Origin of the sequence: Aureibaculum luteum (genome assembly GCF_003449015.1) — a bacterium.
GTDB lineage: Bacteria > Bacteroidota > Bacteroidia > Flavobacteriales > Flavobacteriaceae > Aureibaculum > Aureibaculum luteum.
On the sequence record NZ_QRGD01000006.1, the window covers coordinates 256,347 to 279,502 of the forward strand.

The 23,156-nt window shown below is 32.3% G+C and carries 11 protein-coding genes; 4 read left to right on the top strand and 7 right to left on the bottom strand.

The window, feature by feature from the left end:
- Window positions 1-57 precede the first annotated feature (57 nt).
- The 7 genes from D3P13_RS14900 to D3P13_RS14930 form a co-directional block, all read right to left on the bottom strand.
- Window positions 58-1,476, bottom strand: a complete 1,419-nt coding sequence (locus tag D3P13_RS14900) for a sulfatase-like hydrolase/transferase (protein WP_117883661.1) — start codon at window positions 1,474-1,476, stop codon at window positions 58-60.
- A 174-nt stretch (window positions 1,477-1,650) separates the two neighbouring features.
- Window positions 1,651-3,441, bottom strand: a complete 1,791-nt coding sequence (locus D3P13_RS14905; RefSeq protein ID WP_232829207.1) for an arylsulfatase — start codon at window positions 3,439-3,441, stop codon at window positions 1,651-1,653.
- A gap of 36 nt (window positions 3,442-3,477) precedes the next feature.
- Window positions 3,478-4,749 carry a mandelate racemase/muconate lactonizing enzyme family protein gene (locus D3P13_RS14910; RefSeq protein WP_232829208.1) on the bottom strand — a complete coding sequence of 424 codons (1,272 nt, stop codon included), beginning with the start codon at window positions 4,747-4,749 and terminating at the stop codon, window positions 3,478-3,480.
- Window positions 4,749-6,071: an MFS transporter gene (locus D3P13_RS14915; protein ID WP_117883663.1), complete on the bottom strand. Its 1,323-nt coding sequence runs from the start codon at window positions 6,069-6,071 to the stop codon at window positions 4,749-4,751. The genes D3P13_RS14910 and D3P13_RS14915 overlap by 1 nt, the downstream gene beginning before the upstream one ends.
- A 143-nt stretch (window positions 6,072-6,214) precedes the next feature.
- Window positions 6,215-7,933 carry a RagB/SusD family nutrient uptake outer membrane protein gene (locus D3P13_RS14920; RefSeq protein WP_117883732.1) on the bottom strand — a complete coding sequence of 573 codons (1,719 nt, stop codon included), beginning with the start codon at window positions 7,931-7,933 and terminating at the stop codon, window positions 6,215-6,217.
- A gap of 42 nt (window positions 7,934-7,975) precedes the next feature.
- On the bottom strand, window positions 7,976-11,182 hold the full coding sequence (locus D3P13_RS14925; protein WP_117883664.1) for a SusC/RagA family TonB-linked outer membrane protein: 3,207 nt from the start codon (window positions 11,180-11,182) through the stop codon (window positions 7,976-7,978).
- Between the two features lie 216 nt (window positions 11,183-11,398).
- Window positions 11,399-12,256 (bottom strand): AraC family transcriptional regulator, encoded by an 858-nt coding sequence (locus D3P13_RS14930; protein ID WP_117883665.1) that lies wholly within the window; start codon window positions 12,254-12,256, stop codon window positions 11,399-11,401.
- 366 nt (window positions 12,257-12,622) lie between these two features.
- Here D3P13_RS14930 and D3P13_RS14935 point away from each other — a divergent pair, with 366 nt between their 5' ends.
- The 4 genes from D3P13_RS14935 (at window position 12,623) to D3P13_RS14950 (ending at window position 23,133) form a co-directional block, all read left to right on the top strand.
- Window positions 12,623-13,639, top strand: a complete 1,017-nt coding sequence (locus tag D3P13_RS14935; protein WP_117883666.1) for a UDP-glucose--hexose-1-phosphate uridylyltransferase — start codon at window positions 12,623-12,625, stop codon at window positions 13,637-13,639.
- A gap of 88 nt (window positions 13,640-13,727) precedes the next feature.
- Window positions 13,728-14,867 carry a galactokinase gene (gene galK, locus D3P13_RS14940; RefSeq protein WP_117883667.1) on the top strand — a complete coding sequence of 380 codons (1,140 nt, stop codon included), beginning with the start codon at window positions 13,728-13,730 and terminating at the stop codon, window positions 14,865-14,867.
- Between the two features lie 1,062 nt (window positions 14,868-15,929).
- The gene (locus tag D3P13_RS14945; protein WP_117883668.1) at window positions 15,930-20,063 is read left to right on the top strand and encodes a hybrid sensor histidine kinase/response regulator transcription factor; all 4,134 of its coding nucleotides are present in this window, start codon (window positions 15,930-15,932) and stop codon (window positions 20,061-20,063) included.
- A gap of 220 nt (window positions 20,064-20,283) precedes the next feature.
- Window positions 20,284-23,133: a PQQ-binding-like beta-propeller repeat protein gene (locus D3P13_RS14950; protein ID WP_157972928.1), complete on the top strand. Its 2,850-nt coding sequence runs from the start codon at window positions 20,284-20,286 to the stop codon at window positions 23,131-23,133.
- Window positions 23,134-23,156: the final 23 nt, after the last annotated feature.

Sequence of the window (23,156 nt, forward strand, 5' to 3'; positions counted from 1 at the left end):
TGTGTTTTTTGATTGTTAGATTAGTACTCTCATTCTTTTAAAGATTGAAAATATCTATTAATTCTTTATAGGCTCTGACGTTTCTTTTTTTACCAATTCAGGTGTTCTATAGCGATCCATCCTATCTAAATCGTTTTTTTCAAATTTTCGTTTTAACATCCACATAGGACGTTCTAGTGTTAACTCCCATTTAAAGAGCTTTTTATACATATCTTTTACGCGTTCAGGATACTTATTAGCCAAATCTTCTAATTCTGGAGTATCTTTACTCATATCGTAAAGCTCAGCAGGTCTATCTGGAAAACGGATAAACTTCCAATCTCCTTCTCTGTAAACACCCCGATTTTCTTTTTTCCAATATAGTGTTTCATGAGGTCGAGTGTCGTTTTTGCCTGTAATGTAAGGTACAAGGTCAACTCCATCCACTTCTTTCAAATCTGCAACATTACCACCACCAGCAGCATAAAAAGTAGGTAATAAATCTAAAGTACTTACGGGATAAGAATATTTTATATTACTTTTTATATGTTTTGGCCAACTTATTAAAAAAGGCACTCTTAACCCTCCTTCTAATTGATTTGATTTTGTTCCACTTAATGGTAAGTTTATTGATGCATTTTTATCTGTAGGACCGCCATTATCGTTGGAAAATACAATGATAGTGTTATCCTCTAAACCCAATTCTTTTAACTTATCTAACACTTTGCCACAGGCACGGTCTAAAGCCAATGTCATAGCTGCTACCTCCTTACGTTTACCTGTTAAATTGGGGAATTTATTTAAATCGTCTTCAGTAGCTTCCATGGGCGTATGCACCGCATTAAATGCTAAATAAATAAAAAATGGTTTGTCTTTATTTCTTTCCATGAAGGATATTGCTTTATCTGCAAAAACATCCGTTGCATATGCTTTTGGCTCTTCAAAATTTCCAAAACCATTTTCCATCCTTTTATCTAAATGTCCTTTTGGCACTTCTTTATAAGCAAAGTAACTTCTATCACCACCTCTAAATCCGTAAAATTCATCAAAACCTCTTTTTAAGGGATGAAAACGATCAGCATCACCTAAATGCCATTTTCCGTACATGGCATTAGTGTATCCTAAATTCTTTAAATAATCAGCCATGGTAACCTGATCTAATGGCAACCCCATGTCGTCTCCCAAAAATTTGGAATTCTCGCTCATATAACCCGGTACGTTGATTTCTTCATAACCAAAACGTTGCTGATATTTACCAGACATCAGACCTGCTCTAGAAGGGCCACAAACAGAAGCTGACACATAACCTTGAGTGAATGTTACTCCACTTTTTGCTAGTTTATCCAAATTTGGTGTCTTCATAATTGTGCTCCCTTGAAAACCAAAATCAGCATAACCCGCATCATCAGAGAACAGGAAAATTATATTCGGTTTTTCTTGAGCATTGATACTAAAACACGCAAGAACAAAAACTAAAAGGGCTACTATATTTTTCATTTCTTTTTAATTGTTTAAGATTCTATTACCTATAAAATGCTTTACATAAAGCATGTGGAATTTCTTATGTCAAATTAAACGAAATTTGAGGTTTTCCTAATAATTAAATTTACCCTGTGTCTATCTTATTTTACCTTTTACAATAATTGCTTTAAGATAAGTATTGAAAAATTACTAGATATCCAATCGTTCAACATTTACGAATAAAGGTCCAGTTGCTAATCTCCCCACCTTTATAAAAGCTTGAAAATTACCAATGCCGTTAGGGATTTTAACGTTGTTAAAAATTACATTTTTTTGATCTTTCTGTATTGGAATAGTTACATGAACATTCTCGTATTTAATATGAGCTACTCCATCTGCTTTAACTTCTGCAAGGTCTATGGTTATTTTATACAAACCTTCTTCTGTTTTAACCCTCCAATACCCAAGTTCATTTTTGGATATAACTCTTGGGCCTCCCCAATCAAATCTTGAAAGGTTAACAATAGGTTGGGCCTGACTACCCAAATATATTCTTTGTATCCCTTTCGAGTCTCTTTCTTGAGTTACATCATCAAACCAATTTTCATAATTCTCAAGCAAATTTTCAACGATATCTGGATGTTTACTCGCCAAATCAACTCTCTCACTGGGGTCATTTTCAATATCATACAATTCTAAATTTGAGAGTACTTTTTCTAACTCATCATCGGTTGGTTGATACAAAATTCCATGTGGAAAATCATGAGGACTCACCAACTTATACTTTTGTGTTCTTACTGCAAAATGCATATATTTAAATGGTGTAGGGCCATAATGCATTTGAACAAAAAACTTTCTATTTTTAAGCAAACTTGCATCATCCTTTGTCCATAATGGCAGTAACGATTTACCGTCTATTTTTAACCTTTTAGGTATATCTATTTTCGCAACATCTAAAACAGTTGGTAAAATATCTATCATGGTTCCCATAACATTGGTTTGCTTATCAATAGACAAATGCTTTGGCCATTTTACATAAAACGGCACCCGAATACCCGCATCATAGACACTTGTTTTAGTGCCTCGTAGATTTGCAACCCAACGCCCAGGATACACATCATTTTTTGTTCTTCTTTGCCTTGGTCCATTATCAGAAAGAAAGATGACAATGGTGTTTTCTTCAATTCCTAATTCTTTTAATTTATCTAGTACACGTCCAACATTAGTATCAATATTATCAATCATTCCGTATGTTAATGCATTATCCTCATGTAAGCCCATTTTTCTAAAAGGTTCTGATTTTTTATCTGGAACTTGCAATGGAAAGTGAGGTAAATTAGTTGCTAGATAAGTAAAAAAAGGTCTATTATCTTTTTTATCTATAAAATCTAACGCAGCATCAGTAAAAATATCATCACAATATCCATTGTATTTTTTAGAGACATTATTATGTTCTAATACGGGGTCGAAATAAGTATTCCCTGCCGGCCCAGCAGCTTGACCTATTCCACCTCCTTTGTGCACCAATGCTTCTTGAAAGCCTTGATCTGTTGGACGCATTGGATGATTATCTCCCACATGCCATTTGCCAAATATTCCTGTTCTATAACCATTATCACTCAAGATTTCGGCAATGGTTACTTCTGAAGTATTCATAAAATGATCTACCTGTGTAACAGCAGTCACTCCTGTGCGATAAGGATATCTACCCGTTAACAAAGCTGCCCTTGACGCGGAACAGTTTGGATAAGACATAAAATTGGTCATTTCAATTCCCTGTTCACCAATTGTTTCTATATAAGGGGTCTTTAAATAGGGATTGCCATGAGCACCAATATCGCCATAACCTTGATCATCGGTCATCATGATAACTATGTTTGGTCTTTTCTCTTTTTTTAATAAAGATTTTTGCCCAAAAGAATTGATTGTAACGAAAAGCAGCATCGAAAATATTACTAATCGATTTTTTGAAAATATCATGCTAAAGTAATTTTGTTTCATTTTATCGTTTTTATAAATGCCCGTTTAAGCAATTGATTACCAATTGGTATATGAACCATCATTCCTTTTTAGACGTGGTGTTTCTACAGGAACGAAACCTTCTTTAATTGCCAATTCTTCATTGAACTCAACACCAAGTCCAGGTTTATCTGAGACCTTATAGCGTGCACCTTCTAATTTAGGTTGAATAGGATAATAATTTAGATCATCTAAACCTGGATTATCAACTGGCGTATTCATTTCTTCCAACCAAGTAAAATTTGGACTCGCAGCTGCAACATGAATAGTTGCTGCGGTACATATTGGACCAATTGGATTATGTGGTAGTAAATCTATATAATGTGCTTCTGCCATTGAAGCTACTTTCATTGCTTCAGTAATGCCACCAACATTACAAACATCTACTCTAACATATTGGGTAATGTTCTTTTCTATATAAGGTAAAAATTGCCACTTACTCGCAAATTCTTCACCTATTGCAAATGGTACATTAACCATTTTTCTCAAACATTCATAAGCCTCAGGAGATTCATCTCTTATAGGTTCTTCTATAAAATCGAGTGTACCCACGGGCATACTTTGAATAAAAGAAACTGTTTCAGGTACAGATAGCCGATGATGATAATCTATTCCAATAGTTGGAGTAGATCCAATCTCTTTTCTCAAAGCAGTTATCCATTCAGCAACAATTGCAATTGATTTTCTAGGCTCAAAAATTGAGTCATATTTTCCTTCTTCATATTCTGCAGGTGCCAAACGTAACATTGGCCATCCTTCTTTAAGTAATGTTTTTGACTTTTCTATTAATTCTTCTTTACTGCTAAATCTTAGCGAAGCAAAACATTCAACATAATCACGTTGCTTTCCACCAAGTAATTCATATACTGGTACTCCAAGTGCTTTTCCTTTGATATCATATAATGCGATATCTATTGCAGAAATAGCCGCGGTGAGCACTCGACCACCTTCAAAATATTGTCCACGATATAAATCTTGCCAAATAGCTCCAATTTGTCTTGGATCTTTACCTATCAATAAAGGGCGATAGTGTTCAATTACGCCTATTACGGCCAATTCTCTACCTGTTAATCCTGATGCTCCCCAACCATAGATACCAGTGCTAGTTTCAATTTTTATATTTAACTGACTTCTACCTGCAATATTTACAGGAAATGTTTTGATAGCTGTTATTTTCATGTGTTTAATTCTATTGTTTTTCAATGGTTCCCGTCCCGACGCTTCGGGATCGGGACAGTTCGCAAATAATGATTCCTTTGGGAAATTAACTTTTGAACATGCTCGTTTCATTATTCTATATTTTTTATGTCATCATCGACTTCCTTTAATTCTATCCGTTTTACTTTTCCAACCACTAATAAAAATGATAAAAATCCAATTATAGTAAGTCCACCTATAAAAAATAAAGCAGGACTAAAATCTCCGTCTTGAACTAAAAGTCCAATTACTGTTGGAACAATTACAGCGGACAAACCGCCAATTAAGTTAAAAACTCCACCCACAAGCCCAATAATACGCTTTGGTGCCATTAAAGATACAAATACCCAAGTAATAGAAGCCAAGCCGTTACCAAAAAAGGCAATTGTTAAGAATAAAATTATAAAGAACGTGCTATCGGTAAAATTGGCACCAATGATTAGTGTTGATAATGACAAACCAATTAATACAGGAGCCTTTCGAGCAAATTCAGGAGTTCTACCCTTTTTTATTAAATAATCTGAAGAGAACCCAGCTAAAAGGACACCGCAAAATGCAGCTAAAAATGGAATTGAAGCTAGAAAACCAGATTTTATAAAATCAAGTCCACGATATTCTACCAAATACGTTGGAAACCATGTTAAAAAAAAGATAGACATAGACCCCATACAAAATTGACCTATGTATATACCCCAAAGTTTTTTATGCTTGAAAGCTTCAAAAAAATCATCCCAATTAAACTTTTCCTTTTTATCAGTTTTGTCTTTCTTCTGGGCAAAACCACCTCCATCTTTAATTAATTTTAATTCAGATGCATTCACAGTTTTATGCTGATCTGGATCTCTATAAAATATATACCAAACAACTGACCAAACTATTCCAATAACACCAGAAATAATTAACAAACCTCTCCAACCTACTCTATCCTGAATTAATGTTAAAACGGGAAACAAAAATGCTAGTCCAATAAATTGCCCTGAAGTATATATTGCTATAGCTGAAGCCCGTTCAGTTTCAGGAAACCATTTTGTTACAATGGCATTATTTGCAGGATATGATGGTGCTTCAAAAACACCAATACTTGCTCTTAAGCCCAATAAAACTTTAAACGAGCTTACAAATCCTTGAAATAAAGTTGCCACTGACCATAACAACAGCATTAAAGCATATAGTAGCCTTAAACGTACTTTATCTACAATAATACCTCCTGGAATCTGTAATGCCGCATAGGCAATACCAAAGGCGGAAAAAATAAGGCCCATTTGAACAGTACTTAGTTCCATAGATTCACTTATGGCCGAAGCAGCTACTGAAATATTGGTTCTGTCTAGGTAATTAATAACGACAGTACCAAAAATTAATGCCAGTATATTATAGCGTTTTTTTGTAGGTTTTAAATTAGCCTTTGAGTTCATAAATAGGGTCTTTATCGTATCAATTAGAATTTTTTTAGACAAAAAAACCGAGGGTTGTCACCCTCGGTTCTTAAACTAACTTAAATAATAACTTGTGAGAAATGTTAATCTCTAATTCAAATTATATTTTTTAAACTTTTTTATTAATACCCAAAGTTTTGATCTAGTGCCGGAGCTTTTTCTATTTCCGCTTGCGGAATAGGCAAGTAATATCTATAATCAAACCAAGGTCTATTAACAACCGTCCCTTCAGTAAAAGATAGAGAACCATCCGCAGCTTTTTTCCATGTTAACCCCTTAATATCATAGCCTCCAATATGGTCTTGTTCCATCCATCTTCTTTCATCAAAAAAGTTATGACCTTCAAAACAAAGTTCTATACGTCTCTCTCTCTTTATTGCTTCTAATAAATCTGAACCAGAAGCTGTAATATCTGGTTGTAGAGCTCTAGAAGAAACTTTATTTACATATTCAAGAGCTGTATCTTCACTACCTAAATTATATTGTGCTTCAGCATAATTCAAATAAACTTCAGATAATCTATATAAAATATATGGACGATCAGCGGAAAGATCTGTCAATGCTGATAAGCTCTCATCTTGAAATTTTCTGATATTGTATCCTGTTTTAGAAGAATGTAGCGTGTTACCCAATCCATTCGGTGAATCTAAACCATCGGGTGTTGCCACACTTGGGTTATCAGCTAAAGCATAATCAACAGAACGTCCTCTAAAGTTAGCTCCTTGAAAATTAAGATCCGCGTAATATCTCATTTCTCTATTGTCATTTGGCTTTGTAGCATCAAATGTTGCACCACCAGTTGTTGTTCCGTCAGCCATATTAAACTCCAACGCAAAGTTATGAGATGGAGAAACCAATCCCCATCCGCCATAACCACTAGGAGATTGTGCTTGGTCTGGCAAAGTATTAATATCATTTGCCATTTCAGCATACAAACTACCATATGATCTTGCAAATAAAATATCTTGATTTGCAGTTAAAAATAAGTTTTGATACTCTGTTGCATTTGCTACAGCAATCAAATCACGAGCACCTACTAAATCAATCACCGCTTTTGCAGCATCGGAAGCATCTTGCCACTTGCTACCTTTAGTATAATCGTATAAAGGCCCATTTGGAACTGTACTTGGGTCATGTAATATACTAGCAGCATATAGTAAAGTACGAGATTTTACTGCTAACGCAGATAATTTTGTAGCTCTTCCAAACCATGCATCTGGCTGTGTTTCAGGTAACACAGCTGCTGCTGCATCTAATTCCCTAACAATAAAGTCAACACATTCTTCATAAGAGTTTCTTGGTAAATTAAAATCATCTTCCAATCCTAAAGCATTTTCCATAATTGGAACACCTCCATAATACTTTATTAATTTAGAATAAATATTGGCTCTTAAAAACTGCATTTCTGCTTTAAGTATATTTACTTTATCTGGATCTGATTGCATAGCAGGACTATCATCAATTTTACCCAAAAATTCACTTATTAATCTGACATAATCCCAAGAGTTAGCCCATCTATTATTAAAGGCTAATCCGGCATTACTTGGTGACCATCCTCCTCTCATTTTATAAGGATTGTCTAAATCTTTAAAATTAAATTTACCCTCCCATGAGGCTCCTTCAATATTAATTCTAAATGTCCACCATTGAAAACGGTTTATAGACCAACTTTCTGTACTATTATACGCTGTAAAAACAACTCTTTCAGCTTGATCAGGGTCACTATAAATTAGATCTTCAGCAAAAGCATCTTTTGCTTCTGTATCTAGTACATCTTCACAGCTCACTAATGAAAAAACAGCGAACAGTACGATTGCATATTTTATTAATATATGTTTCATCTCTTTATATTTTTTTTGTGTTTTTTTAAACAATTATTATTCTTAAAAATTGAAATTTAATCCAAACGTATATGTTTTTAAAGAAGGGTAAGTACTACCTCTAAAGCTGTTATATCCAGCGGCTTCTGGATCCAACCCTAAATCATACACATCAGAGAACATTGTTACTAAATTATAACCTCTAAAATACACTTTAACATCTCCGAACTTAATTTTATCTTTGGTAAACGTATAGCCTAACTCTATTTCTTTTAACCTTACATACGAAGCATCGCGTAACCATAAATCAGCTCCTTGGAAATTCCCCGGATCACTGTTTCGGTTAGCACTGTAAGAATCACCAACAGCAAATGCTCTTGGATATCTAGCATCTGTATTTTCAGGAGTCCATCTTTGATCGTATATGAAATCAGGTAAAGCTCCTTGTCCTTCGAAAAACACCCACATCTTAGCTTTCGCTTGTCCTTGAAATAAGAAATTGAAATTCCAACTCTTATAATTTAAACCTCCAAAAATTCCGTATTGTATTTCAGGCACATTTGAAGAGTATGTACGAACTCTATCTTCAGCGTTAATTTTACCATCTTCATTAGTATCTATATAATAAGGTTCACCAGGAACAGTACCTGCTAAAGTTGCAGGTGCAGCATCTATTTCTGCTTGATCTTTAAAAATACCATTGGTTGGATAAACTATATAAGAATCCATTGAATGCCCTTCTCGCTTTAAAGCATCTGATACATCAGCAGCTTCATCCAAGTATTTTACTTCGTTTTTTGCTTTTGTAAAATTAAATCCTAAATTATAATTAAGGTTATCATTTATCTCATCATTCCAACCTAATTCAAGTTCCCAACCATAATTGTCCACTTTTCCTAAATTTTCTTGAGGTAAAGTTAACCCTGTAAAATTAGGAACAGAAGCATTTCTTGTAATTAAAATATCTTCTCTTTTTTGGTAGAAATAGTTAATATCACCCGACAATTTATTATCAAATAAAGTAAAATTTAGACCTAAGTTTTTCATGTCAGCTGACTCCCAAGTTACATCTGGGTTAGCTGCCTGAACCCCAATACTAGAAAAACCATTATAATATTGACCTCCAAAATTATAATAATTAGGTTGTGCACCTAATGCACCTGCATAATCATATCTAGTTAAATATTGGAATCCACCGATACGGTCATTACCCATTTTTGCCCATGAGGCTCTTAATTTTAATGCGTTTATCCAATCTACATCATCCATAAAAGATTCTTTATCTATAGACCAAGCTACTTGTATAGCTGGGAAGGTACCAAATCTTTTATCTGGGCCAAAAGTACTAGAGCCATCATAACGCAAGGTTAGATCCATATAATATTTTTTCTTATAATCATAAGATAATGACCCAAAATAGTTCACTCTTCCCCATTCAAAAGCCTCTCCGTAAGATGTTTGACCTTCAGCGTCACCAGCAAATAATTCAGAGTGGTCAGAATCTGGAAACCCCCTTTTTTCAACCCAAAAACTACGTTGATCTGAAGTTGTTTGTTCATAACCTATAAAACCACCGATTGTATGATCTTCAAATGTTTTATTATAATGTAATGTAGCATTTAACATTAACTCATCGTATTTCCAAAAGCTCTCACGTAAAATACGTTCATTACCTCTTTGAGAAAATCCTGGTTGCTCTATATATTCATCTGTACTTTCTTGATAGTTATAAACCGACCAAGGTGTGTACCAAGATTTGGTGTCGTTATTCATTCTTCTATACCCTCCAAATGTTTTAAGCTCTAACCCATCGACCAACTTATCTAACTTAAAGTTTAAAGAAACTTTACCTCTTAAATCATTACTAATGGTCTCAACAAAACCTGACTCATCACTAGACATAACAATTGGATTAGCACCATTTTCGCCACCCCAACCTGGTAAACCATTGTCATATATACCAACTTCTGTTGGAAAATTTGTATATATGTGTTTAAAAATATAGCCATCATCAACACCAGGTTCTTTAGTATTACCAAATCGACCAGATAAATCAACACCTAAATTTATATCGTCACTAATTTTAATATCTATATTAGATCTTACTTGATTTTGTTTAAATTTTAAATCACCAGAATCATACATACCCGTTTGTCTTACCATATCTCCACTCACAAAATACTTTACATATTCACTACCTCCAGAAATTGAAAGCGAAGTTCTTGATTCAGGTGAGCTATCTGCAAAAGTCTCATCTTGCCAATTTGTATCCGTACCATTCCCTGAAGCAAAAGCATCAATTTGTTGCTGAGAATAAGGTAGTGCAGTTCCTGCCCTTTCTGCAATTTCATTATTGTAAATTGCAAACTGCTCAGAGTTCATTAAGGTTGGCGTTGCAGAAAAGGAAGAGAGATTGTAAGACGTTGATAAACTAATTTTTGGTTTACCTGTTTTACCTCTTTTCGTTGTAATTAAAATTACACCGTTTGCTGCACGTGCACCATAAATAGCAGCAGCACCATCTTTTAATACCGTTAAACTTTGAATGTCTTGTGGTGCTAATTGAGAGAAACTACCTGCTGTAATTCCATCAATTAATATTAATGGGGAGTTATTACCCAATGTAGATTTACCTCTAATTAATAGGGTTAAATCTGCAGCATTAGTTGAACCAGGTAATCCACCTCTGTCTGAAATAATTAAACCAGAAACTTTACCGGCCAGCGATTTTGCTAAATCTTTACTACCCGCTTGTTCTAATTTTTCAGAACTTACTGTACTAACAGATCCTGTTACATCACCTTTTTTTCTAGAGGTATAACCAATTACAACTACCTCATCAAGTTGCGAATCTGAAATTAAGGTAACATTAATAGCTGTTTGACTGCCTACTACTATTTCTTGCGTTTTGTAACCCACAAAAGAAAAAACCAAAACGGCTTCTCCATTTTCGGCTTCGATAGCATAATTTCCATCAAAATCAGATGTTGTACCTACGGTAGTACCTTTTATAGATACGGTTGCCCCAGGCAAAGGTCCATCAGCGTCAGAAATTACCCCTGTAATCTGAGTCTGCTGTTTAAGGAATGTGAATTCCGCTGTGTCGTCATCAAAGTCATTGTTTGAATTTGTATTCAAAGCAATAACTTGAGTAAGGCCAAATGTAAAGGTCAGCACTGTTAAAAGCACTTTCTTTAGAGACCGTTTAAATACTAAACTATCCAATAAGGAATAATTTATTTGTCCGTCTAGGTTTCTAATTTTTTTCATAAAATTGAGTTAAGTTAGAATGAGTAAATTAAATTTTTCGATTAAATCTGTAGTGCTTATAAGTCTTTATATTTTCTTTATTAAATACATTATTAGACTATTAGCACTTTAGTGAATACAAAGTAAGACAAATGTTTTGTGTAGAAAATAATGGCATTTACCTAAAAATTACATTATTTTACCCCATCAGGCTTTTTAGAAAAAACTATTGAAGAATTAAATTGTTTTACGATATCCTTTAGGAGTACAATTCATAATTTGTTTAAACTGCTTATGAAAATTTGTTACAGAATTATACCCTACGAGATAACAAGCTTCAGAAATTGGCATATTACCTTGCACAAGTAAACGAGAGGCATTCCGTATGCGTACTTCGTTTAAAAACTGTGTGAAAGATTTGTTTGTCATTTTTTTAAAAAAGCGACAGAAAGAGTTCGTGGTCATACATGCCACATTAGCAATATCATTTAAAGTAATACGACTTGCATAATTATCAGATATAAACTTTAAAACAAGATCTAGCTTGTCAGAATTTTCAGATGTATATTGTCGCATATCAGAAGAGGACAACATTACTTTATTTGTTGTAATAGATAGTTGATGTAAAATATCTAATAGTTTTATGCTTTGCTCTGTAATTGGTAAATCTGGAAGTTTAATTATTTGATCATGTAGTTTCTTACTAACGCTATTATCGAAACATATTCCATATTTAGAGTCCTCTAACAATTTACTAATTTTAGAAAAATTAGGATTGTTAAAAGTACCTTCGCCAATAAAGTCTCTATTAAACTTTGTTACAATCGTGTTTACCTTAGTAGTTCTTTCACCACTATAATATGATGCATCATTTCTCCAAAGATGTGGTAAATAAGGACCCACCAACACTAAATCACCAGCTGAAAAATCAGAAACACTATCACCAACAAAACGTATTCCAGTGCTTTTAGAGATGTATAAAAGTTCGTATTGCGAATGATAATGCCAAGCCGCTTCTAAGCAAGCAACATCCTTCTTAAGGATATTCAGTCGCTTATGAACAAGAGTGTCAGTATTTTTAATTACGAGTTTCATTATTAACAAATATAGGATTTTTTTATATTGATTTTAAATAATTAACATATATGCGGTTCACAAAGAGGTAATATTAATTAATTATATGGTAATATCTGCCTAGCTAAATATTACCAACTTTCGATAATTTTGTAATACTGTAACTATTATATGAATAATAAATAGGATAGCTAAAAAAGTTCAGCACTGTAAAAACTTACATTAATAAAGAATGTATGATTTTCAGTTTTATATTAATTATTTTTGTAGTAATGGTTTTACTTCTTTTCATTTAGAAGTGGAAATAGCATCTTTTTTACTCTAATATGGAGTTTGCTATTGACTTAAGTATTATTTACGCGTAAAACAATTTAATAAGATAGAAATATGTCATCACAATTAAAAACACATCCGCATCGTCGTTATAATATTTTAACTGGAGAATGGGTGTTAGTTTCACCACACAGAACCAAAAGACCATGGCAAGGTAAAACAGAAACTTCTACTAAAAAAGAGGCAATACCTTACGACCCTGAATGCTACCTGTGCCCTACTAATACCAGAATTAATGGTGAAGTTAATCCAGATTATAAAAATACTTATGTTTTTAAAAATGATTTCGGAGCACTTTTAGAAGACACTCCTCTATTTGAATATAAAGAAGGGTTGCTTCATGCGGAAGGTGAAAAAGGAATTTCTAAAGTGATCTGTTTTTCTCCGAATCATTCACTAACCATTCCAGATATGGAAATAGCTGATTTGGTGAAAGTAGTTGAAACTTGGCAAAACGAGTTTACGGAACTAGGGAATACTGAGGATATAAACTATGTGCAAATATTTGAAAATAAAGGTGCCATTATGGGATGTAGCAATCCACACCCACATGGGCAAGTATGGGCACAACATTCCATTCCTACAGAAGTTGAAAAAAAGACAAATGCACAAAAGAACTATTTAGAAAAAAAGGGTTCGGGATTATTACAAGATTATATAGAGCAAGAATTAAAAGAAGATGTTAGAGTGATCTCGCAAAATGAAAGTTTTGTAACTTTAATTCCTTTTTGGGCCGTTTGGCCTTACGAAGCTATGATTGTACCAAAACGAAAAATGGCAAACATATTAGGGTTAACGGATAAAGAAAAATTAGATTTTGCAGAGCAATTAAAAACACTTACACAAAAGTATGATGCTCTTTTTGACACTTCTTTTCCTTATTCTTCTGGGATACATCAAGCACCGACAGACGGAGCCTATTATAAAGAATGGCATTGGCATATGAGTTTTTATCCGCCATTGTTAAGATCTGCAACGGTAAAAAAATTCATGGTTGGTTATGAAATGTTTGCCATGGCTCAACGTGATATTACTGCTGAATCTGCAGCCGAAAAATTAAAATCATTATAGACCTTATCAAGGGATTCATTAACAAAGGTTTTGTATTTATTTATAAACAAAGAACCAAATAGTAAACACTTAAACTTCATTCAAGGATATGAAAGAAATAGAATTTAATGCAAGTAATTGGGATTTAATTATAGATTCTCCTGGAAGAATAAATATTATTGGAGAACACACAGACTATAATCATGGTTTTGTTTTACCCACAGCTATTGATAAAAAAATACAGTTTAAATTTAATAAAAACGGAAGCTTAAACACGTGTAATATCCATAGTAATAACTTTAATACAGGTTTTAGTTTTGAGCTAGATGCAGTAGCAAAAAGCGAAAAGCAATGGGAAAATTACGTGTTGGGTGTTATTTATGAAATACAACAACTTTCAGATAAATTACAAGGGTTTGATTGCGTTTTAGATAGTGACATCCCTGTCGGTTCGGGCATAAGTTCATCAGCTGCTTTAGAATGTGGATTGGCTTTTGGCTTGAATGAATTGTTTGATTTGAAGTTATCAAAACTAACCATTGTAGAATTGTCTCAACGGGCAGAGCATAATTATGTAGGAACCAAATGTGGTATCATGGATCAATTCGCATCTGTTATGAGCAAAAAAGACCATGTGATTCTTCTCGATTGCCAATCTTTAGATTTTGAATATGTCCCTATTAAAATAGAACCCTTTAAAATTCTACTTTTAAATACAAATGTGTCACATAATTTGGCTTCCGGAGAATATAATATCAGAAGAAGTCAATGTGAAGAGGGTGTGAAAATTATTAAGAAAAAATATCCAGAAGTACATTCTTTACGTGATGTTTCTAAAGACCTATTAAATGAATTTAAAGACGAACTTTCTGAGGTTATTTTCAAAAGATGCACTTATGTTGTTGAAGAAAAAGAACGTGTTTTAAACACAGTAGCAGCATTAAAAAAATCACTTTTACATAAGCTCGGTGAAAACATGTATCGGACTCATGATGGCTTACAGAATTTATATGAAGTGAGTTGCCCTGAATTAGATTTTCTGGTTGATTTTTCTAAAGACTATGATGAAGTAATTGGGGCCAGAATGATGGGTGGTGGTTTTGGTGGATGTACCATAAATATAATTCATCAAGATGCTGTAGCCTCTTTTATCAAAGAAGCCTCGAAAGCCTATTTTGATAAATACAACATCAAACTTACTGCTTTTGAAGCGATGCCGAGTGAAGGAACTAGTATTAAAACGACTTAACTTAACTATGTTTAATTGTTATTCTGTAAATTGAAGAACAACCTTCAATCATCCTGACAAAGCTCCTCCCAACTGTTCGAGATTGAAAATAAAAAATCTAAACTTGTATATTCAAGTGAGCTTGATTTTGTTTCATGTTACAGGATTGGCTTCGCCATTACTGATAAAGCTCCACCCGACTGTTCAGGATTGAAAATAACACAATGACAAAACGCAAAATGCAGAGTTTATGCTTTATTATACAGGATTACCTTCGACAGGATTACATTTCCTGAATAAACTCTCTTCTGTAAATATAAAACTGTAACGCAAAGCGTTACCGCTTTTATTATTTTTTCTTGATTCTGAAGTTACACTTCAATCATTCAAAAATAAGAAAACCTGCAATTTTTCAATTACAGGTTTTATGCTTAAAGTGACCTCGACAGGATTCAAACCTGTCTTGTAAGTATCTTTTTTACAGTGTTTTATAAACTGAAATGATATTTGATAGTCGAATAACGACCTTTTATATTATACTAGATTGTTTTCAATTAACCTCAATCTTGGTCTAAAGATAATACAAATACATATAATTTACTACAGATTGAATTAATTTGATTTGCTGAATAAATCAAATTTAATGATGATGATTCAAGTGTTGTTGAACTGGAAATAACTCGAGCGTAGTAAGAGTTATTCTATTTCAATAATGCCCGTATATTAAGCTAATTAACTTTCAAAATACTTATATCTAATAGACATTTTTCATTGGAAAACGTATTTCTCATTTATATTTTTTAATAAAATAAATTGGAATCCAAAAAAATAAAATTTTACTTTTCCCCTGTTATTGTTTCTTAGTTCCTGTAATTGAAACATGTTTAGATTGTGATTACTATTATCAAGTCAATAATAAAAGAAAAAAATAAAATTCAACTACTCAAAATTTATTAAAAATCAATACTTTTATAAAATGTACATACAAATCAATAGTATAATACCTATTTTAGATACCTAATAGCTTATATACTATAAAAGCATAAACAATATGATTAGCGTTATTTTTTAGATTAACCTCAGATGTTAAAAAGAATTTATACATTTTTATTACTATTAATTTTCACATGGAGTGGATTATATGCCCAAAATACTGAACTCGAGTATTCTAAAAAGATTGATATTTCTGATGGGTTAGCACACAATGGGGTTACTTCCATTCTTGAAGATTCTAAGGGTTATCTATGGTTTGGTACTTACGACGGACTTAACAAATATGATGGATATCATCTAGATACTTATAAAAATACGTTAGATAACGATATTTTAACAAGCAACCGTATCAGAGCGTTAAGTGAAGATAAAAATGGAAATATTTGGATTGGTACTGATGAGGGGATTACTATTTTCAATTATTCGCAAAAAAAGTTCAAAAAAATCTACTCCAATAAACTATCTGGAAAAGGTGCACGTGGGCCTATTATTCGTAAAATAATTATTACAGAAGAAAACAAATTTATCTTAGCCATTACCGAAAATAATGGAATCCTTGTCTTTAACAAAGACTATTCTTTAATTAAAAATTATTCACAACCAACGAATGTAACTAACGCCTACGTAAAATTTTACAACGGAATATACTTAGAAAATTCAAATTATATCTTTTCTACATCTGTAGGTCTAATACTTTTCAATTCTGAAACTGAATACTTTCAGAAAATATCAGATATTGACATAAATCATAGTAAATCAATTATTAAAATTGATAATCATACGGTTCTGGCTACGCTATTCAAAGGTATTGCCATTATTGAATTTAATGCTATTAACAATTCTTACTCCTTTACTGTTAAAGAGAAAATATTGAACACTTACCATTTTAATAATGCCATGTTGGATACCTTAGGTAATTTATGGTTAAGTGAGTTAAATGAAGGTATTATTCATATCGATAACATAGATGCAATTATAAAAAAAACTCCTTTTAAACTTACAAAATTCAATGATGGTCTTAAAATTTTAAGAGGTAGCGGTTTTCTTAAAACTTCTAGAAATAGTTGTTGGTTTGCAACCTTTAACGAAGGTTTGTATCAGTTTAAAATTAATAAGAATCCTTTTCATAGTTATAATACGGATATGGATTATGATTTAGGATTACAAACAAACAGCATCACTCATATTGCTCCTTTTGATGATAATCGCGTTTTTTTATCTGCAAATTTTGGTGGATTGGCATTATTTAATACGCAAAATGAAAAATTTGAACCGTTACCATTTAAATTACCAAAGAGTTCAGACTTATCAATTTCAGCGGTATTTGTTGATTCGAAGCATAACACTTGGATAAGAATCAATGATGAAAAAGCGTTGCATCGAATTAAGAAAAATTCGAAAAAATTTGAAAAGATTCCATTTCCAAATATTTCTAATCCCAATGAGATTGCCATTCGCTCCTTTTCAGAAGATAAATTTGGAAATATTTGGATTGGGACAAATAATGACGTTTATAAAATATCAATAAATAAATTTGATGTTGTAACGCAGGTAGAATCTCTCAATACTAATAATTTTTTTAAGAATAATGAATTGACGCTTGCTCGATATGTCTATGCCGATCCACTGTATGATTATGTTTGGGTTGGTACAGGGTCAGATGGTCTATTTAGGGTATATAATGAAATAAATAAACCCATTGAGAAACTAGAAATAAATCAATATATAATTGATAAAACAAGCGAACATTCCATTTCTAGCAATTTTGTTACTTCAATCTTAAGAATGCCTAATGAAGAATTATGGATTGGTACTGAGGGAGGTGGTATTTGTAAAGTTTTAAAGAGTGATACGAAACCTGAATTTATAGCTTTTACCGAAAAAAACGGATTGTCTAATAACGTGGTTAAAAGTATTTCATTTGATAATGAAAATAATCTATGGGTGGCCACCAATATTGGATTGAATAAATTTAATACTATAGATAAAAAATTTAAAAAGTTTCATAAATCCGACGGACTACCATTTGAAGATTTCTGGTTTGCTGCAAAGAGGATGGATAATGGAATTATTGTATTATCTGGTTTAGATGGTCTTTGCTATTTTAATCCTAATGAAATTGCAAATACTGAAGACTTACCATTACTTCAATTCGAAAACTTTAAAATATATAATAAAACAATCGTTTTAGGAGATACCATTGATGGAAGAGTTTTACTAAAAAGGAGTTTAAACGAATTAGATGAAATTATACTAAAACATGACGAAAATGTGTTTTCAATCGATCTAATTAGTTTGCATTACTCAAATCCAGCAAATCATAACTTAAAATATAGATTATTACCCTTAAATAAAGAATGGATTGAAGTTCCTTCAGGTCAGAACACAATTCAATATAGTGGGCTTCAACCAGGTGATTATGAATTTAATGTAATGGCATCTAACTCTTTAGATGAATGGACGATACCTAAGCAATTAAAAATAATAATTAAACCTTCCATTTGGAACACAAAATTAGCTTACTTTATTTACACTCTTTTAGGTGTTTTATTGACTTATATTATAGGTCGTGGACTATTTAAAATCCAGGCGTTAAACTATAAAGTAGAAATTGAGAAGTTAGCAGTTAATAATGTAAAAGAAGTTAATGAAGAAAAATTACGTTTCTTTTCTAATATCTCACATGAAATAAAAACACCATTAACTTTAATTTCAGGCCCTATCAACATCTTATCAGATAGGTTTAAGGGTAATGCTGATGTAACTAGTAAGTTGAAACTTATGCAGCGTCAATCAAAAAAAATTCAACAATTGATTGATCAAGTCCAAGACTTTAGACGTGCAGATGCAAACCTTTTAAAAATGGAATACTCTCGTTTTAATTTTGATAATTTTATTCTTGAGCTTGTTGAAGACTTCAAATTTTTAGCTAAAACAGATAATAAATCACTTATAATTGATGGTGGTGAAACCCCCATTATTATAGCTGCAGATAAAGATAAATTGGGAAAAATTTTAAATAATTTATTAAATAATGCTTTTAAATATACACGAACAAATGATACAATTACTATAAATTATAAAAGTGACAACAAAGATTTAATCGTTACAGTTTCAGATACAGGGCAAGGTATAGAGGAAGAAGATTTACCACATGTTTTTGAACGATTTTATCAGTCATATAAAAAGAAAACTGAACATATAGGCGGATCTGGAATAGGTTTGGCATTTTCTAAAAGATTAGTTGAAATGCATTACGGATTTATTAATGCTAAAAGTGAACTTGGTAAGAATACTATAATCACGGTGCGGTTGCCAGTTGTTAAAAAACACTTAGCATCAGACAAACTTGAAGAATTAGTATTACCAAAAGAGGAAGAGGTTGAAATTGATAATCAATTTATTGAAAGTTTTACTCCTTCTACTATAGAAGTAAGTGGTGAATTTACTAAATCACTGATATTCTATGCTGAAGATAATTTAGAAATGAGAAATTTTGTATCAGAAGTACTTTCAAAGTACTTTATCATTAAAAACTTTAGGAATGGCCAGGAATGTATTGATGCAATGGAAGATGAATGGCCAGATCTTGTAATTAGTGATGTTCAAATGCCTGAACTTAATGGTTTAGAGTTATGTATTAGTATAAAATCAAATTTAAAAACAAGTCATATTCCTGTTATTTTACTAACGGCTTTAACCAACATAAAGGATCATGTTCAAGGCATTAGAGATGGAGCTGATGCTTATATAAAAAAACCATTTAACGTACAGCAATTGGTCACTAATGTTGAGGCGTTGCTTACCAATCGTAAACAACTCCGCGAACGCTATCAGGTTGGAATACCATTGACTAAGGAAAACAATAAGAATAACAGAAATGATAATGCATTTCTAGAAAAACTATACAGTCTCATTGAAGAGAATCTCGATAATCAGGATTTTAACCTCAACAGTTTAGCCAAAGAACTCTATTTAAATCGCACCCATTTTTATCAAAAAGTAAAAGTATTGACTGATAAAACTCCTTTTGAACTCTTGAAAATGTACAGACTAAAAAAAGCAGCAGAATTTCTTGCACAAAAAGGACTCTCTGTTAATGAAGTTTATGCAATGACCGGTTTTAAGAGCCGTACCCATTTTACAAAAATATTCAAGGAAAAATATAATATTTCTCCAGGTAAATATGCTGCCGAAACTAGAAAAAACCACGAATCTAGTTAGTAATTTCAGAATTAAATTTCTTAATGAATCTATAAAGACCAATAAACTTGGTATGTAATTTTGATTTTAGATAACATCTAATAATAGATTTAAAGTGTGGTTGGAATTATAACATGTTTACTTAAGAATACATATAATATATTCTGAAATACATTTAATTTTAATTAAAGACCTTAATTTACTATTAATAATTAAAATGCATATTAACACCATTTATTCTATGAATACGAATCTAATTCAATTTCCAATAACAATACTCATTTTGTTTTTAAGCATTAATTGTGCATCAACTCAAGTTGAGCCATCTAACGACGAAGTACATAAATTTGCTGTTTATAGTATTGAAACAGGGTTTACAATTTCAAAAGTGCGTACTGCACAAAACCAGAATAAAACTTACGTAGTAGCCAGTAGCTACGAAGGTACTATTTTAGGGATTTCTTTAGATGGAAAAACACTATGGAAAAACGAATTATCTGGTTTTATGAATCATGATATTTGGGCTGCTGATATTAATAATGATGGTAATGATGAAATTATCGCAGCCAATGCAGATGGCACTGTATATTGCTTAGATAACAAAGGGAAGTTACTCTGGCAATTTAAGCAGAATGATGCACCAATGTATTCCGTATGTGTTATAAATAAAGAGAACGAAGCTTATGTGGTTTGTGGAGGATATGATAACAGTTTCTACTATGTGTCACCAAAAGGAGAAATGGTAAGCGAAATACCTTCAAAAACATATTCTATAGAAAAACCATTTGGCAAATCACATAAAGAATTGCCACCTTCAGGTTTGCACATAACAAATTTTCTAAGGCCAGGAAAGCTTAATGGAAAAGATATTTTAATTGTTCATGGTGTTCAGAATAGTATGAATGGGGATGGGTCAATCTATTTATTTAATCCTTTGGAAAAGCTGCCATTTGAAACTGTTAGTGTACAAAAACGTGGACCATATGGCGATTTAAGAGTAGTTGATGCTAATTCTGATGGGAGTAGTGAAATTTTATTAGGCCGAACTGGAGCTCAAGCAAAAGGAATGACTTTCCGTATTATTGACACAAAATCTCCTAATAAACAAAGTGTTCAAGATTTAAATAAAGCTAAAGATAAGGCTTCACTAAAGAGAGGTATGTATCGTGTTATTCAGCCAGAAGTTATTGATAATAATGGTAAACCCGCGTATATGTCTTTATTTGGAAGTAATATTATTATTTCAAATATAGGAGAACCACAAGCTGCTGCCGAAGTAATACCAACACGGTTTTCTTTTAATGATATGTTTAAAGATCCTAATTCTAACAAAGTAATATTAGCAAGTGCACAAAGTGGTGGCAGTGCCATTCATATTATTAATTTTAGTAATAAAGAATGGAAAAACGGTTATAAAAAATTAAATCCACCAGGAAAAATACAGGAGATACTGACTAATTCAGCAGAAATCAAACAGAATTTAAAAGGCTATAAAAAACCATCTTATCAAAAAGAATCAGCTCCAGTCTATTTTATGTCTGAAAACAGAAAGAAACAAGGTGCAGCAGAAGCTATTGAAAGGATTGAAGCGAAATATAGCAATCCAATATTTTTAAATGGAGGAAACTTTGATAAAGAAAATTGGGATCGTTCTACTATGACAAGTGAGATCTATAAAAATAAGCGAGATGGTAGAATGAAATATATACTATCTCAAAATGATGTTTTAGATATAATAGAGAAAAAGCATCAAAAGTCTAATGGTAAAGGTATTTCGTATTGGGGAGGACATGGTAATGATCCATTTATGTATCAAGTTTCAACCACTATGAAAGGTATGGATTTTGCCAATGGAAATAAAACAGTATTAATTTATCCAGAAGTAGTTGATTCTTCAGAAGAGTTTAATTTTGTGATGAATGAAATGTATTGGCCTTTAGCAAATTATGCTTCAACCCGAAATGGTAATTTGTACATGCGTAATAAGCATTTGTTTTGGCAAGCTGATGTATATATGCCAATGTGGGAACCTTTAGTTGCTGGTAAATATGCAAACGTATTTGTTCCAGCAATGGAAGAAACTACAGATAAATCTATGGAACTTAGTTTTACATCTCGATTGGGACTTTGGGCAAGTGGCTCTGTTGATAGTTGGGGAGCACGTTGTGCTAGAGATAACGTTAGTTTTGATCGTTTGCGTCAACATTCAAATCAAACGCTACCCAACCATTTTTTAAGAACCATGGTGTATTCAATATCTAGTGGTGCACAGTACATTGATAACTTTCCAGTCGATCAAGAATATATGAGTTTACTATGGGATCTAATAGCTGAAGGTGCACTATACGTACCAGAACGCTCTGATATTTTAAGTTTTTCGCCTGTACACTTAAGTATTAACAACCCTAATGAAGAATATTTAAAAAGTTCAAGTAATGTAAAATGGTTGACCTTTTTCAAGAAGGATGGAGATAATCTAGATGATTTTGCTTTTAGTAGGTTAAATGGCACATGGCCAGGAGCTCCTTTAACTAAATGGGATTTTTCAAGATATGCTGCCGGAGCAAATGAACGACGTTTAAATTTTATTCCAAAATATAATAACGGAATGGTTTTAATTACTCCGACACAAAATGGTGTATTTGTAGATAAAGATGCCGTTAGAAAACCGTTGGAAGAAAATATTAACCCATGGTACAAAGGTAAATTAAAAGAATATTATTCAGATGGTAAGAATTATATGTCCGCAGATGGTAAGACCACTTATAAACCTAGTGATTATTACAAGGTAATTGAAAAAGATATTGAAGATAGTGCTGTTTTGTTACCATTGACTGTTTCTGGTAATGTGGGATGGGTAGTTGCACAAATTTCACCAAAACATTTACGTTTAACAATTGTCGAAAATGGCTATATTAATCCGAAGAAAGCTACTGCATCGGTTAAAATTAATAGTATTAAAGTAGTAAAAATCAAAGATATCTTAAACAATGAAGAGTTTAAACCTAATGTAAACTCTGAAGTTGAAATAGATATTCCCTTAGGAGGTTTTCGTTTTATAGATATTGAACTGGAAAACGAATTAAAATAAGATTGACTGATATTTAATAGAAA